Consider the following 14,986-nt stretch of genomic DNA (forward strand, 5'->3'; position numbering starts at 1 on the left):
GACCTCACCCACGAGCGGGGCCGGGACGGTCCACATCCACTCGCGCAGCTTGCCCCGCTCGTGGGTGAGGTCGCGGATGTCGGTCTCGGCGTACTCGAACTCCGGGGACCAGAACAGGGCGTCGAAAGGACAGACCTCGATGCAGATACCGCAGTACATGCACAGGGAGAAGTCGATGGCGAACCGGTCGAGGACGTTGCGGCTGCGTTCGCGGCCGCCGGGGGCCGCCGCGGGGACCGTCTCCTTGTGGGAGTCGATGTAGATGCACCAGTCCGGGCACTCTCGGGCGCACAGCATGCAGACCGTGCAGTTCTCCTCGAACAGGCCGATCACGCCGCGCGTGCGCGGTGGCAGGTCGGGCAGGGCGTCGGGGTACTGCTCGGTGACGGTCTTCTTCGTCATCGTGCGCAGGGTGACGGCCAGGCCCTTGGCGAGGCCGGCGCCGGGGATGCGGGACCGGGTGGGCTGGGACGGCTCGGCCATGGTTAGGAGATCACCACCTTGACGATGCCGGTGAGGGCGATCTGGGCGAGGGCGAGGGGGACGAGGAGGGTCCAGGACAGTTTCTGGAGCTGGTCCTCGCGCAGCCGCGGGTAGGTGACGCGCAGCCAGATGACGACGAAGGCGAGGACGGCCGCCTTCAGCAGGGTCCACACCCAGCCGAGGCCGTCGGCGCCCCATGGGCCGTGCCAGCCGCCCAGGAAAAGGACGGTGGTCAGACCGCACAGGACGATGATCCCGGCGTACTCGGCGAGGAGGAACAGCGCGAAGCGCAGGCCGGTGTACTCGGTGTAGGCGCCGAAGATGATCTCCGAGTCGGCGACCGGCATGTCGAACGGCGGGCGCTGGAGCTCCGCGAGCCCGGCGACGAAGAAGACGATCGCGCCGACGATCTGCCAGGGCAGCCACCACCAGTGGAAGGCGTCGAGGATGCCGGGGAGGGAGACGGTGCCGGCCGCCATGGCGACGGAGGCGGCGGCGAGCAGCATCGGGAGTTCGTAGGCCAGGAGCTGGGCGGCGGTGCGCAGGCCGCCGAGGAGGGAGAACTTGTTGGCGGAGGCCCAACCGGCCATGAGGGAGCCGAGGACGCCCACGCCCATCACGGCGAGCACGAAGAAGATGCCCGCGTCCACGACCTGCCCGACCGCGCCCTCGCCCGGCCCGATCGGGACGGCGAGCAGGACGAGCAGGTACGGCAGGAGGGCGACGGCGGGAGCGAGCTGGAAGATGCGGCGGTCCGCGCCCGCCGGGACCACGTCCTCCTTCTGCGCGAACTTCACACCGTCCGCGACGAGCTGGGCCCAGCCGTGGAAGCCACCCGCGTACATCGGGCCGAGGCGACCCTGCATGTGGGCCATCACCTTGTGCTCGGTCTGACCGACGATCAGTGGGAAGGTGAGGAAGACCACGAAGACGATCAGGAGTCGCAGGGCGACGTCGACCGCGTCGTTCACTGCGGGCCTCCTTCGGGGTGCTCGGGGGTTTCGGGTTCTTGGGGACGTTCGGGGTGTCCCTGGCGATCGGGGCGTTCAGGGGCGCGGCGTTCCGCCCGCTCCACCGGTTCGGCTCGCTCCACCTGTTCGGCCTGTTCGGCCTCTTCCGCCTGCTCGGCCTCTACCGGCTGTTCGGCCTCATCCGCCTGTCCTGCCCGTCGGGTCTGTTCAGCGCGTTCGGCTTGGTCGGCGCGTTCCGCCTGTTCGGCATGGTCGGACCGTTCGGCCTGTTCCGCCCGTCCGGTCCGTCCCGTCTGCTCCGTCCGTTCTTCTGCCTGCTCTGCCGCCTGTGCCGTTTCCTCTGTTCCGGTGTCCTCGGGTGTCCGCTCGGGCTTCTGTTCGACTTCCTCGAAGGCCGGGCGGGCATGGTGCCAGGGGGCGTCGGAGCTGCGGCGGGCCGTGGGTGGCGTGGACGGCCTGGACTCGTCCGGAGCCGCCGCCCGCGCCCGCTGTGAGGCCGAGCCCTCGCTCGCGCTGCGCGCCCGGCGGGGCCTGGACGGGGCCGCCGGAGCCGCCCCCTCGGCCGGAGCGGTCGGCTCGTGGGCCACCGAGGCCTCCGCGGCCCGCCCTTCCGCCGCCGGAGTCTGCGGCGTGGCGCCTTCGGCCGCCTCCTGCTTCTCCGCAGCGGCGCTCTCCGGCGCGGCTCCGGACGGGGAGGGCGTCTGGCTCACCGAGCCCTGGCTCGCGCTCCGCATCCGGCGCGGCCTGGCGGCGGCACCCCCGGGCGCAGCGTTCTGCGCCGCACCAGACGCCTGAGCCTCTTGCCCACCCCGCGCCTCGCCAGTCCCGCCGGCCCCAGCGACCTGGGCAGTCCCCGCATCGGCCCCCGCTCCCGCCGTCGTGGTCGCCTGGCTCGCCGAGCCTTCGGCCGCCGTGCGGGTGCGCCGTGCCGGACGGTCACCGGCCGCGCGGGCCGGACGTTCGCCCGCCGCCCGGCCGGCGCCCCTCGCCGGGCGGGCCGGGGCGGCCGGGAGCCTGCCCTTCATCGGGCCCCACTCATTGGGGTCGGGGACACCCGGGGGCAGCATCTGGCGGCGCTTGGGACCGCCGTGGTCCGATTCGCCGGGTTCCTTCGCCCCGGGCCACGCCTTGGCGACCCGGGCGGCCAGGACGAAGTCCTTGCGCAGGGGGTGGCCCTCGAAGGTCTCCGGCAGCAGGAGGTGGTCCAGGGCCGGGTGGCCCTCGAAGCCGACCCCGAACATCTCGTGAGTCTCGCGTTCGTGCCACGCGGCACCGGCGTAGACGTCCACCGCGGTGGGCAGCACCGGCGCCTCGTGCGGAACCGTGGTGCGCACCAGCAGCCGCCGTACCGGGGAGAGCGCCACGACGTGGGCGGAGATCCGGAACCCGGTGCCCGGTTCGTCGACCGCGCTGAGCCAGTCGAAGTAGGTGCAGCCCAGCTCGTCGCGGGCGGTCCGCAGCGCGGACACCCACGCGGTGGGCGGTACGTCGACCGTCAGGACCTCGTAGGACTCCTCCGCCGTGGCCTCGGCGCCGAAGAGCTCCTCGGCGGGCGCGGGCAGCCAGCCGACGGCGTTCATCGCGCGTCCCCCTCGTCGGCGGTCCCGGCGGCGGGCGGCCGCACCAGCCCGCTCTGCAGCTCCGCGACCGAAGCCCTCGGAGCGGCCGCCGTCCGGGAGGCGGACCCCGCCCCGGATCCGGACGCCGTCCCGGCCCCGTACCGCTCCCCCAGCGACTCGCGCGCGATCTTCTCCTGGAGCTTCAGGATGCCCTGGAGCAGCGCCTCCGGGCGCGGCGGGCAGCCGGGGACGTAGACGTCCACCGGGATGATCTGGTCGACGCCCTTGGTGACGGAGTACGAGTCCCAGTACGGGCCGCCGCAGTTGGAGCAGGCGCCGAAGGAGATGACGTACTTCGGCTCGGGCATCTGTTCGTACAGGCGCTTGACTGCGGGGGCCATCTTGTCCGTGACCGTGCCGGACACCACCATCAGGTCGGCCTGGCGCGGCCCGGGCGCGAACGGGATCACGCCGAGGCGGATGAAGTCGTGGCGGGCCATGGACGCGGCGATGAACTCGATCGCGCAGCAGGCGAGGCCGAAGTTGAAGACCCAGAGCGAGTAGCGGCGGCCCCAGTTCAGGACGACCTTCATCGGCTCGGGAGCGAGGCGGGCGAGCGCGCCGAGCCTCCCCCTGTCTTCGACGGGTGGAACCACCCCCGGGTCCGGCAGGTACACGGGTTCGGAGGTCGAGGGGTTCACGTCCATGCCAGGACGCCCTTCTTGTATGCGTACAGCAGGCCCACGGCCAGGAAGCCGAGGAAGATGAACATCTCCACCAGCGTCGCCGCGCCGTATCCGGGGGCGGCGAAAACGGTCGCCCAGGGGAACAGGAAGATCGAGTCGATGGCGAAGATCACGTAGAGGAAGGCGTAGACGTAGTAGCGGACCTGGGTGTGGGCCCAGCCCTCGCCGACGGGATCGACGCCGCACTCGTACGTCAGGAGTTTCTCGGGCGTGGGGACCACCGGGCGCAGCAGACGGCCCGCGCCGAAAGCGACGGCGACGAACAGCACTCCCACGACGGCGAGCAGGCCCACGACCGAGTAGGAGTGGAAGTAGTCCGCCGCTACGACGGTCGACCCCCGCACCGTCTCCGGCAACGTCTCAGGCACCGTCCGTCCCTCGCTCCCTGACCTCTTGGTGTCCGTCGTGCTTGTGAATGCTCGTGTCGTCGATCTCGCGTCGTCATGCCCGACGAGTCAGGATCGACGATCTGTGCGCACGGTCGTGTTCGACGATCTGTACGCACGGGAGTCTAGGCCCTGATAAAGAGAGGGTAAGCAGGCCGTCGCACCATGAGACGAGGTGGGGTTTTCCCCCGTCGGCCAGGGCGGCCGACCTCATGGCGCGCGGGCCCGTCGCACGGCACGCTGACTCGTATGACCGTACGCATCCCTTCCACCGGCCCGGCGTCCTCCGGCGTCGATGACCAGGACCTGGACCGGCTGCCGCCGGCTCGTTTCGCCTACGACCTGTCCACCTGGAAGGAGATCACGCATCTCCTGGCGAACCTGCCCGTGTCGCTGTTCGGCTTCGTCTACGTGGTGTCGGTACTGGTCACCGGGACCGCCATGACCGTGACCGTGATCGGCTTCCCGCTGCTCGCGGCCGGGCTGATGGGGGCCCGGCAGCTGGGCAGGCTGGAGCGGGGGCGGGCCCGGGCGCTGCTCGGGGTGCGGATCGACGAGCCGAGTCCGCTGCCGCTGGGCCGCACGACGGGTTGGCTCAACCGGCTGTGGCTGATGCTGAAGGACCCGGTGGGCTGGCGTACGGCGCTGTACGACTTCATCCGGCTGCCCTGGGGCATCCTCACCTTCGCCGTCACCCTGACGTCGCTGTTCGTGCTGTGGCCCGTGCTGCCGTTCATCGCGCGGGGCCTGGCGAACGTGGACCGGGCGATGGTGCGCGGGCTGCTGTCGCCCTCCGACGAGCTGGAGCGGCGGATCGCGGAGCTGGAGTCGGACCGGGGGGTCGTGGTGGACACGGCCGCCGCCGACCTGCGGCGCATCGAGCGGGACCTGCACGACGGGGCGCAGGCCCGGCTGGTCAACCTGGCCATGGGCCTGGGCCTGGCCAAGGAGAAGCTGCTGGAGGACCCCGATTCGGCCGCCACGATGGTCGAGGAGGCCCACGGCGAGGTCAAGCTCGCGCTTCAGGAGCTGCGCGACCTGGCCCGCGGCATCCACCCGGCCGTACTGACCGACCGCGGCCTGGACGCGGCGCTGTCGTCGGTCGCCTCGCGCTGCACGGTGCCGGTGAAGGTGACGGCCGACCTGACCGCGCGCCCCGCCGAGGCCATCGAGGGCATCGCCTATTTCACGGTCTCGGAGCTGCTGCAGAACATCAGCAAGCACAGCGGGGCGAGGTCGGCCTCGGTGGACGTGTGGCGGTCCGACGACCGGCTGCTCATCCAGGTCTGGGACGACGGCCGCGGCGGCGCGAGCCTGGACCGCGGTACCGGCATGCGGGGCCTGGCGGAGCGGCTGGGCGCCGTCGACGGGCTGTTCGTCGTCGAGTCGCCCGAGGGCGGTCCGACGACGGTCACGGCGGAACTGCCCTGGCGGGACCGGCCGGCCGGCTCCGGCAGCTCCGGCAAGGGCACCCCCCGGAAGGGGTAGGGAAAACCCCCCGACCGGAACGCCGACGCGCTCCATGGCCCCGCCACCCGCGGTCGAGCAGGCTGGAAGCACGGCAGAGACCCGCAGGACACAGCGAAACCAGCGGAAGCAGACAGCAGGACTAGGGGAACGGACGACGCCGATGGCCACCCAGTACGGATCGCGGTACGGACAGGAGTACGGGTACGGGCCCTACAGCGGGACCGGGTCCCGTCACGGGGACACCGGCTCGCGGCGCCACCGGCTGCCCGCCGGCCTGCGGGCGCCGTTCGAGGCACGCAGCTGGCGGGAGTTCGGGTACGTGCTCCTCGGCCTGCCGATCGGCATTCTGCTCTTCACCTACGCCGTCACGATGGGGGTCGCGGGCGCCGGCCTGCTGGTGACGTTCCTCGGGATCCCGGTGCTGGCGGCGGGCCTCGCCGGCTGCCGCGGATTCGGTGTGCTGGAGCGGGCCCGGGCGCGCGGGCTGCTCGGTCTGGAGGTGGCCGAGCCGGAGCCGCTGCGCCCGAAGAACGGCAACGGGCCGCTGGCCTGGACGGGGGCCGTGCTCAAGAGCGGCACCTCCTGGCGGGCCCTGCTCTACGCCGTGCTGCAGCTCCCTTGGGCGGTGTTCTCCTTCGCGGTCGCCGTGACCTTCTGGTCGGTGGGCTGGTCGCTGCTGACGTACCCGCTGTGGTTCTGGGTCTTCCCGATGTGGGCCGGCCAGGGCGGTATCCAGCTCTACGGCGACGAGCACCACCGGATCTACCTCGACAACCCGTTCGAGATCACGATGACCGCGCTGGTGGGTCTGCTGTTCACGCTGGCCACGCCGTGGATCGTGCGGGCGCTCACGACGGTGGACCGGGTGCTGGTGCACGGGCTGCTCGGGCCGTCGCAGCTGTCGGCGCGGGTGGTGGAGCTGGAGTCGGACCGGGGGGTCGTGGTGGACACGGCCGCCGCCGACCTGCGGCGCATCGAGCGGGACCTGCACGACGGGGCGCAGGCCCGGCTGGTGGCGCTGGCGATGGATCTGGGGCTGGCGAAGGAGAAGCTGGCCGAGGACCCGGACGCGGCGGCGCGCATGGTGGACGAGGCGCACGGCGAGGTGAAGACCGCGCTTCAGGAGCTGCGGGATCTGGCGCGCGGGATCCACCCGGCGGTACTCACGGACCGGGGCCTGGACGCGGCGCTGTCCGCGGTCGCCTCGCGCTGCACCGTGCCGGTGCAGGTGGAGGTGGACCTGGCGCAGCGGCCGGCGCCGGCGATCGAGGGGATCGCGTACTTCACGGTGTCCGAACTGCTGCAGAACATCAGCAAGCACAGCGGGGCGCGGTCCGCCTCGGTGGACGTGTGGCGGGCCGACGACCGGCTGATGCTCCAGGTGACGGACGACGGGGTGGGCGGCGCCGACGTGTCGGCCGGGTCGGGGCTCGCGGGGCTGGCCGAGCGGCTGGACGCGGTGGACGGGATCCTGGTCGTCGACTCGCCGGCCGGGGGGCCCACCCGGGTGACGGCGGAGCTGCCCTGGCGGCGCTGAGCGCCCCGGAAACAGATGCCTCGGCCTGTGGGCCACGACCGCGCGGTCGTGGCCCACAGGCCGTGGAAGCGCCCCCACGGCGACTCCGGCGAGCCCCCCTGCTTCGCCCGGCCCGGGCGCGCCGTGGTCCGAATGCTGGAATGCTGGACCATGTCGTCGCCGTCATACGGGCGGCCGAGTGGGCGAGGCAGCGAGGCTGTGGGGGGCCGAGGAACGTGGAGGACAGAGTGCGGGTGGTCATCGCCGAGGATTCAGTGCTGCTCAGGGAGGGCCTGACCCGGCTGCTGACCGACCGCGGGCACGACGTCGTGGCGGGTGTCGGTGACGCCGAGGCGCTGGTGAAGACCATCAGCGAGCTGCACGACCAGGGCGAGCTGCCCGACGTCGTGGTGGCGGACGTGCGCATGCCGCCGACGCACACGGACGAGGGCGTGCGGGCCGCGGTGCGGCTGCGCAAGGCGCATCCCGATCTCGGTGTGCTGGTGCTCTCGCAGTACGTGGAGGAGCGGTACGCCACCGAGCTGCTGGCCGGATCCAGCCGCGGGGTCGGTTATCTGCTCAAGGACCGTGTGGCCGAGGTGCGGGAGTTCGTGGACGCCGTCGTCCGGGTCGCCCAGGGCGGTACGGCCCTGGACCCGGAGGTGGTCGCTCAGCTGCTCGGGCGCAGCCGCAAGCAGGACGTGCTGGCCGGCCTCACCCCGCGTGAGCGTGAGGTGCTGGGCCTGATGGCCGAGGGACGGACGAACTCGGCGATCGCCCGGCAGCTGGTGGTCAGCGACGGCGCGGTGGAGAAGCACGTCAGCAACATCTTCCTGAAGCTCGGTCTGTCGCAGAGTGACGGGGATCACCGGCGTGTTCTGGCCGTCCTCACCTATCTCAACTCCTGACCGGTTGACACTGTGTCAGTCAGGGGTGTCGAGCCGATCACGAGCGCGACGAGAGAACGAGCGCGGAACATCCTGAAGGAGGCCCGACGGGCCGGCACGGAGTGACATATCAGGGCATCGGACCGTCTCACGGGAACGTCCAGCATGCGAACGGTGCGGGGAAGGCGAACCTGACGGTCGTAGGGTTGAAACCGGGAAAGGTCTTGGGCAAGGCCGCTCCCACACAGCCGCCTCGAAGGAGGTCCAGTTCAGTGACCAGCCAGGTCAGCAGTCCAGCGGAGCAGGCCGACGGAGCCGTCGTAGGGGAGCAGCGCCGGGCGGCGGGGACGAAGGGCGTCCGGCGTCTGGACCGGGTGATCATCCGCTTCGCGGGTGACTCGGGCGACGGTATGCAGCTCACCGGTGACCGGTTCACCTCGGAGACGGCGTCCTTCGGCAACGACCTGTCGACGCTGCCGAACTTCCCGGCCGAGATCCGTGCCCCCGCAGGCACCCTGCCGGGCGTGTCCTCCTTCCAGCTCCACTTCGCCGACCACGACATCCTGACGCCGGGCGACGCGCCGAACGTCCTGGTCGCCATGAACCCGGCCGCGCTGAAGGCGAACATCGGCGACCTGCCGCGCGGCGCGGAGATCATCGTCAACACCGACGAGTTCACCAAGCGGGCGATGCAGAAGGTCGGCTACGACGCCTCTCCGCTGGAGGACGGCTCGCTGGACGGCTACCAGCTGCACCCGGTGCCGCTGACGACGCTGACGGTGGAGGCCCTGAAGGACTTCGACCTGTCCCGCAAGGAGGCCGAGCGCAGCAAGAACATGTTCGCGCTGGGCCTGCTCAGCTGGATGTACCACCGGCCGACCGAGGGCACCGAGAAGTTCCTGGAGTCCAAGTTCGCGAAGAAGCCGGACATCGCGGCGGCGAACATCGCGGCGTTCCGGGCGGGCTGGAACTTCGGGGAGACCACGGAGGATTTCGCGGTCTCCTACGAGGTCGCCCCGGCGGCGAAGGCGTTCCCCGTCGGCACCTACCGCAACATCTCCGGGAACCTCGCCCTGGCGTACGGCCTGGTCGCCGCGTCCCGGCAGGCGGATCTGCCGCTGTTCCTGGGTTCGTACCCGATCACGCCGGCCTCGGACATCCTGCACGAGCTGTCCAAGCACAAGAACTTCGGTGTGCGGACCTTCCAGGCCGAGGACGAGATCGCGGGCATCGGAGCCGCGCTCGGAGCGGCCTTCGGCGGTTCGCTGGCGGTGACCACGACGAGTGGCCCGGGTGTGGCGCTCAAGAGCGAGACCATCGGACTCGCGGTCTCCCTGGAGCTGCCGCTGGTCGTCGTCGACATCCAGCGCGGCGGCCCCTCCACCGGCCTGCCCACCAAGACCGAGCAGGCGGACCTGCTCCAGGCGATGTACGGCCGCAACGGCGAGGCCCCGGTCCCGGTCGTCGCCCCGCGCACCCCGGCGGACTGCTTCGACGCGGCCCTGGAAGCGGCGCGCATCGCGCTGACCTACCGCACGCCGGTGTTCCTGCTCTCGGACGGCTACCTGGCCAACGGCTCCGAACCCTGGCGGATCCCGGAGCTGGAGGAGCTGCCGGACCTCAGGGTGCAGTTCGCGCAGGGCCCCAACCACACCCTCGCCGACGGCACCGAGGTGTACTGGCCGTACAAGCGGGACGCCAGGACGCTGGCCCGCCCGTGGGCGATCCCGGGCACGCCGGGTCTGGAGCACCGCATCGGCGGCATCGAGAAGCAGGACGGCACGGGCAACATCTCCTACGACCCGGCCAACCACGACTTCATGGTCCGCACCCGCCAGGCCAAGGTCGACGGCATCGAGGTGCCGGACGTGGAGGTCGACGATCCGGACCAGGCACGCACTCTCGTGCTCGGCTGGGGATCGACGTACGGGCCGATCACCGCGGCCGTGCGCCGGCTGCGCGCGAACGGGGCGGAGATCGCGCAGGCCCATCTACGTCACCTCAACCCCTTCCCGGCGAACCTCGGCACGGTGCTGGGGCGCTACGACAAGGTGGTGATCCCCGAGATGAACCTCGGGCAGCTCGCCACGCTGATCCGGGCGAAGTACCTGGTGGACGCCCACTCGTACAACCAGGTCAACGGCATGCCGTTCAAGGCCGAGCAGCTCGCCGCCGCTCTGAAGGAGGCCATCGATGGCTGAGACGACCGCACACGGCGCGAGCACCGGGCCGGGTCACGGCACGGGCACCGGCACGGTCGAGGCGCTCTCCCTCGTCCCGAAGGCCGAGGCCCGGCAGTCGATGAAGGACTTCAAGTCCGACCAGGAGGTGCGCTGGTGCCCCGGCTGCGGGGACTACGCCATCCTCGCCGCCGTCCAGGGCTTCATGCCGGAGCTGGGCCTGGCGAAGGAGAACATCGTCTTCGTCTCCGGCATCGGCTGCTCCTCTCGCTTCCCGTACTACATGAACACCTACGGGATGCACTCGATCCACGGCCGCGCCCCCGCCATCGCCACGGGCCTTGCCACCTCGCGCCGCGACCTGAGCGTGTGGGTCGTCACCGGTGACGGCGACGCGCTGTCCATCGGCGGCAACCACCTCATCCACGCCCTGCGCCGCAACGTCAACCTCAAGATCCTGCTGTTCAACAACCGGATCTACGGCCTCACCAAGGGCCAGTACTCCCCGACCTCCGAGCTGGGCAAGATCACCAAGTCGACGCCGATGGGGTCGCTGGACGCGCCCTTCAACCCGGTGTCGCTGGCGATCGGCGCGGAGGCCTCCTTCGTGGCGCGGACGATCGACTCCGACCGCAAGCACCTGACCGAGGTGCTGCGCAAGGCGGCCGCCCACCCGGGCACCGCGCTGATCGAGATCTACCAGAACTGCAACATCTTCAACGACGGCGCCTTCGACGCCCTGAAGGACAGGCAGCAGTCCGAGGAGGCCCTGATCCGCCTCGAGCACGGACAGCCGATCCGCTTCGGCGCCGACGGCGTCCGGGGCGTGGTGCGGGACCCGGCCACCGGCGATCTGAAGGTGGTCACGGTGACGGCGGAGAACGAGGCCGACATCCTGGTCCACGACGCGCACTCCGCCTCGCCCACCACGGCGTTCGCCCTGTCCCGGCTGGCCGATCCCGACACCCTCCACCACACGCCCATCGGGGTTTTCCGGTCCGTGGAGCGGCCGGTCTACGACACCCTGATGGCCGACCAGCTGGACACGGCGATCGAGCAGCGCGGCAAGGGCGACCTGGCCGCCCTCATGGCCGGTGGGGACACCTGGACGGTCGTCGGCTGACGATCGCACGGCCGGCCGGGTATCCGGCTGGCCGACGCATCCGTATCAGCTCCTCACGAGCTCACGAGGCCCGGGCCCGAACGGTCCGGGCCTCGCCGTCTGTCTGCCGGGCGGCGTCGCTCACCTGTTGTGGGCCCCGTCCCTTGCCTGCCGGGCCTCGTCGTACGCGTGCCTGGCCCGCTCCACGTCCGCCATGCGGTCCTGGGTCCACTGGGCCAGCGCGCGCACCTGTTCGGCGGCCTCGCGGCCGAGGTCGGTGAGGGAGTAGTCGACGCGCGGCGGGATCACGGGCCGGGCGTCCCGGTGGACCAGACCGTCGCGCTCCAGGGTCTGGAGGGTCTGGGTCAGCATCTTCTCGCTGACGCCCCTTCCGCTCACCCGGCCGATGGCGCGCCGCAGCTCGCTGAACCGGTACGGCCGCTCCAGCAGCTCGATCAGGACGAGGACGCCCCAGCGGCTGGTGACGTGCTCCAGGACCAGGCGGTACGGGCACATCGCCGGGTCCTGCCCTGCCCTGGTGGCGCTCGCGGCCCCCACAGTACTTACTGCCATGCCAGTACCTTACTTGAAAGTGGGTACTTTCCCTGAGTTAGCGCTCCTTCTACGGTTAGTGCAGACGCACCCCCACAAGGAGATTCAGCTCATGAGCATCGTCGTCACCGGAGCCACCGGACACCTCGGCCGCCTGGTCGTGGAGCAGCTGCTGGAGAAGGTTCCGGCCGATCGGATCACCGCCGTCGTCCGCACCCCGGAGAAGGCCGCCGACCTCGCCAGGCGCGGCGTGCGGATCTCGGTCGCCGACTACAACGCGCCCGAGACCTTCGACGACCTGTTCGCGGCCGGCGACAAGGTGCTGCTCGTCTCCGGCAACGAGTTCGACAAGGGGCGGGTCCAGCAGCACCGGGTCGTCATCGACGCGGCCAAGGCGGCCGGAGTCGCGCTGCTCGCCTACACCAGTGCCCCCGGCAGCCTGAAGGCCGCCCTCGCCGACGACCACCGCGGCACCGAGGAGGCACTGCTCTCCTCCGGGCTGCCCTACACGCTGCTGCGCAACGGCTGGTACCACGAGAACTACACCGAACAGCTCGCCCCGGTCCTGGAGCACGGCGCCGTCGTGCACGCCGCCGGTGAGGGCCGGATCTCGGCCGCCTCGCGTGCGGACTACGCGGCCGCCGCCGTCGCGGTGCTCACCGGCGAGGGCCACGAGAACAAGACCTACGAACTGGGCGGGGACCAGGCGTGGGGCTTCGCCGAGTTCGCCGCCGAGCTGAGCCGGCAGACCGGCAAGGAGATCACGTACCGGCAGGTCTCCGTCGAGGAGTACCAGGGCATCCTGACGGGTGCCGGGCTGCCGGAGCCCCTCGCCGCGATCCTGGCGGGCGTGGACGCCTCCATCGAGAAGGGCGAACTGGTCGTCGGCTCCGGGGACCTGTCCCGGCTGACCGGCCGCCCGACCACACCGCTCGCCGAGGCGATCGCCACCGCGCTCAAGGGCTGATCCCCTCGGGCCGAGGGCTGAGTCCACAGCCTCTCGGGCCAAGGGTTCCGCTCGGATCAGAGCCTGATTCCCTCGGGTGCCCACGGGCCTTTCGCCCCTTCAGTCCCGCCACCCTCGCCTGTCATGACCGTATTCCGATACGGGCATGACAGGCGGGGGTGCTCGGCGCTACCTTCTTGCTTGCTGCACTGGGACCCGGCCAGGCACACCAGTCATGAAGGAGGGCGCGTGACCGAGAAGTCGAGCGGCGAACGGACAGGACTGCTGAACGGCTTCGCGGCCTACGGGATGTGGGGCCTCGTCCCCCTCTTCTGGCCCCTGCTCAAGCCCGCCGGGGCGGTGGAGATCCTCGCCAACCGGATGGTCTGGTCCCTGGCATTCGTCGTCGTGGCGCTGCTTTTCACACGGCGCTGGGCCTGGGCCGGCGAACTGCTCCGGCAGCCGCGCAGGCTCGGGCTGATCGTGGTCGCCGCCGCGGTGATCACCGTCAACTGGGGCGTCTACATATGGGCCGTGAACAGCGAGCACGTCGTGGAAGCCTCCCTCGGCTACTTCATCAACCCGCTGGTCACCATCGCGATGGGCGTGCTGATCCTCAAGGAACGGCTGCGCCCCGTGCAGTGGGTCGCGGTCGGCACCGGCGCCGCATCGGTGCTCGTGCTCACCATCGGCTACGGCCGCCCGCCGTGGATCTCCCTCTGCCTCGCCTTCTCCTTCGCCACCTACGGCCTGGTGAAGAAGAAGGTCAACCTCGGCGGCATCGAGTCGCTGGCCGCCGAGACCGCGGTCCAGTTCCTGCCCGCGCTCGGCTACCTGCTGTGGCTCGGCACGAGCGGCGACTCCACGTTCGCGTCCGAGGGTGCCGGGCACGCGGCCCTGCTCGCCTCCACCGGCGTCGTCACCGCGCTCCCGCTGGTCTGCTTCGGCGCCGCCGCGATCCGCGTGCCGCTGTCCACGCTGGGCCTGCTGCAGTACCTCGCCCCGGTCTTCCAGTTCCTGCTCGGCGTCGTCTACTTCCACGAGTCCATGCCGGCCGAGCGCTGGGCCGGGTTCGCCCTCGTGTGGCTGGCGCTGTCGCTGCTGACCTGGGACGGGCTGCGCTCGGCGCGCCGGGCGGCCCAGCTCCGCGCCGCACTCGGCGCGACCCGGACGGCGACGGGGACCCAGGTCCCCCCGCAGGCACAGGGTCAGGCGCAGGGGCAGTCGCTGCCGCAGGCACAGTCGCAGGCCCCGGTGCCGGGCTCCCTTCCCGGCGATGCTCCTCAGCTGAACTCGGGCATGGCGGAGGCCTGACGCCGTATAAGTGATCGCATGACACACACTCAGACGCAGACGTCCGCCGACCGCACGGCCACTCCTGTGCACTGGAAGCTCGTCATCGACTCCGCCGACCCGCACGCGCAGGCCGACTTCTGGGCCGGCGCGCTGCACTACGAGGTCGAGGACAACAGCGCCCTCATCGAGCGACTGCTGGAGCTCGGCGCGCTGCCGGGCGAGGCCACCGTGGAGTTCCACGGCCGCCCCGCCTTCCGTGACCTGGTCGCCGTACGGCATCCCGACGACCCCTACGACCACGAGCGCGGCACCGGTCTGGGGCGACGGCTGCTGTTCCAGCGGGTGCCGGAACCGAAGGCCGGCAAGAACCGGATCCACCTAGACCTCCACCCGGGTGAGGGCCGGCGCGCGGAGGAGGTGGAGCGGCTCAAGGCCCTCGGCGCGAGCGAGGTGCGCCATGTGAAGGAGCCCGCCGGGGAGTGGGTCGTGATGGCGGACCCGGAGGGCAACGAATTCTGCGTGGCGTAGGGCTGGGGGTCAGTGCGCGGGCGGCGGTGTCCGCGTGCGGGCCCGTTCGGCGAGGCGGCCCATGCGGGCACGGGCGGACTCCAGTTGTTCGATGTCCTCGGCGGCCGGCCCCTCCTCGGCGGTGAGCGCGGTCCACAGGTCGATCAGGTCACGGCCGAGACCGAGGCCCTGCTCCGGGTCGCGGACCGCGCGCCAGGCGGTGGCCGCGCTCCGGACGTTGTCGTAGGCGCCCTCCGCGTCCCGGGCACCGTGGTGGATGCGGGCCAGGTCGAGTGAGAGACGGAAGGCACGCAGGGGGTCACCGGCCAAGTAGGCGATGTAGGCGGAGAGTTCCCGCAGGCGCAGCACCTCGAGGTGCTCGGCG

Annotated in this window: 14 protein-coding genes and 1 pseudogene; 8 read left to right on the forward strand and 7 right to left on the reverse strand. The window is 71.3% G+C overall.

Annotation, left to right across the window (positions count from 1 at the left end):
* From BZY54_RS24625 to BZY54_RS24645, 5 genes are all read right to left on the reverse strand, one after another.
* Positions 1–483: NuoI/complex I 23 kDa subunit family protein (locus BZY54_RS24625; protein ID WP_107419799.1), on the reverse strand; the 483-nt coding region annotated here is incomplete at its 3' end.
* 2 nt (positions 484–485) lie between these two features.
* Positions 486–1,454, reverse strand: coding sequence for a complex I subunit 1/NuoH family protein (locus tag BZY54_RS24630; protein WP_086727515.1), 969 nt, complete (start codon positions 1,452–1,454; stop codon positions 486–488).
* The gene (locus BZY54_RS24635) at positions 1,451–3,034 is read right to left on the reverse strand and encodes an NADH-quinone oxidoreductase subunit C (RefSeq protein ID WP_086727516.1); all 1,584 of its coding nucleotides are present in this window, start codon (positions 3,032–3,034) and stop codon (positions 1,451–1,453) included. Before BZY54_RS24635 ends, BZY54_RS24630 begins: the two co-directional genes overlap by 4 nt.
* Positions 3,031–3,720, reverse strand: a complete 690-nt coding sequence (locus BZY54_RS24640) for an NADH-quinone oxidoreductase subunit B (protein WP_086727517.1) — start codon at positions 3,718–3,720, stop codon at positions 3,031–3,033. Before BZY54_RS24640 ends, BZY54_RS24635 begins: the two co-directional genes overlap by 4 nt.
* Complete coding sequence (locus BZY54_RS24645; RefSeq protein WP_086727518.1) at positions 3,711–4,115, reverse strand: NADH-quinone oxidoreductase subunit A; 405 nt, start codon at positions 4,113–4,115, stop codon at positions 3,711–3,713. Before BZY54_RS24645 ends, BZY54_RS24640 begins: the two co-directional genes overlap by 10 nt.
* Positions 4,116–4,394: 279 nt before the next feature.
* Between BZY54_RS24645 and BZY54_RS24650 the strand changes: the two genes are divergently transcribed.
* From BZY54_RS24650 to BZY54_RS24670, 5 genes are all read left to right on the forward strand, one after another.
* Complete coding sequence (locus BZY54_RS24650; RefSeq protein WP_086727519.1) at positions 4,395–5,633, forward strand: sensor histidine kinase; 1,239 nt, start codon at positions 4,395–4,397, stop codon at positions 5,631–5,633.
* Positions 5,634–5,775: 142 nt separating this feature from the next.
* Positions 5,776–7,152 carry a sensor histidine kinase gene (locus BZY54_RS24655; RefSeq protein WP_086727520.1) on the forward strand — a complete coding sequence of 459 codons (1,377 nt, stop codon included), beginning with the start codon at positions 5,776–5,778 and terminating at the stop codon, positions 7,150–7,152.
* 227 nt (positions 7,153–7,379) lie between these two features.
* Positions 7,380–8,039 (forward strand): LuxR C-terminal-related transcriptional regulator, encoded by a 660-nt coding sequence (locus BZY54_RS24660; protein ID WP_279634704.1) that lies wholly within the window; start codon positions 7,380–7,382, stop codon positions 8,037–8,039.
* A 251-nt stretch (positions 8,040–8,290) separates the two neighbouring features.
* Positions 8,291–10,219 (forward strand): 2-oxoacid:acceptor oxidoreductase subunit alpha, encoded by a 1,929-nt coding sequence (locus BZY54_RS24665; protein WP_086727522.1) that lies wholly within the window; start codon positions 8,291–8,293, stop codon positions 10,217–10,219.
* Positions 10,212–11,321, forward strand: coding sequence for a 2-oxoacid:ferredoxin oxidoreductase subunit beta (locus tag BZY54_RS24670; RefSeq protein ID WP_086727523.1), 1,110 nt, complete (start codon positions 10,212–10,214; stop codon positions 11,319–11,321). The genes BZY54_RS24665 and BZY54_RS24670 overlap by 8 nt, the downstream gene beginning before the upstream one ends.
* A 120-nt stretch (positions 11,322–11,441) precedes the next feature.
* Here the strand turns inward: BZY54_RS24670 and BZY54_RS24675 are convergent, their stop codons facing one another.
* Entirely contained in the window at positions 11,442–11,873 is a 432-nt protein-coding gene (locus BZY54_RS24675; protein WP_086727524.1) for a winged helix-turn-helix transcriptional regulator, read from the reverse strand.
* Positions 11,874–11,964: 91 nt separating this feature from the next.
* On the opposite strand from BZY54_RS24675, the gene BZY54_RS24680 reads away from it, so the two are divergent.
* The 3 genes from BZY54_RS24680 (at position 11,965) to BZY54_RS24690 (ending at position 14,622) form a co-directional block, all read left to right on the forward strand.
* Positions 11,965–12,819 carry an SDR family oxidoreductase gene (locus BZY54_RS24680; protein WP_086727525.1) on the forward strand — a complete coding sequence of 285 codons (855 nt, stop codon included), beginning with the start codon at positions 11,965–11,967 and terminating at the stop codon, positions 12,817–12,819.
* Between the two features lie 228 nt (positions 12,820–13,047).
* Positions 13,048–14,112, forward strand: a complete 1,065-nt coding sequence (gene rarD / locus BZY54_RS24685; protein ID WP_244217318.1) for an EamA family transporter RarD — start codon at positions 13,048–13,050, stop codon at positions 14,110–14,112.
* An 18-nt stretch (positions 14,113–14,130) separates the two neighbouring features.
* The gene (locus tag BZY54_RS24690) at positions 14,131–14,622 is read left to right on the forward strand and encodes a VOC family protein (protein ID WP_086727526.1); all 492 of its coding nucleotides are present in this window, start codon (positions 14,131–14,133) and stop codon (positions 14,620–14,622) included.
* Positions 14,623–14,631: 9 nt separating this feature from the next.
* On the opposite strand, the pseudogene BZY54_RS24695 reads toward BZY54_RS24690, so the two are convergent.
* Positions 14,632–14,986 (reverse strand): annotated as a pseudogene (locus BZY54_RS24695) (hypothetical protein); the annotation flags it as partial.

The sequence above is a fragment of the Streptomyces carpinensis genome (assembly GCF_002154505.1).
GTDB lineage: Bacteria > Actinomycetota > Actinomycetes > Streptomycetales > Streptomycetaceae > Streptomyces > Streptomyces carpinensis.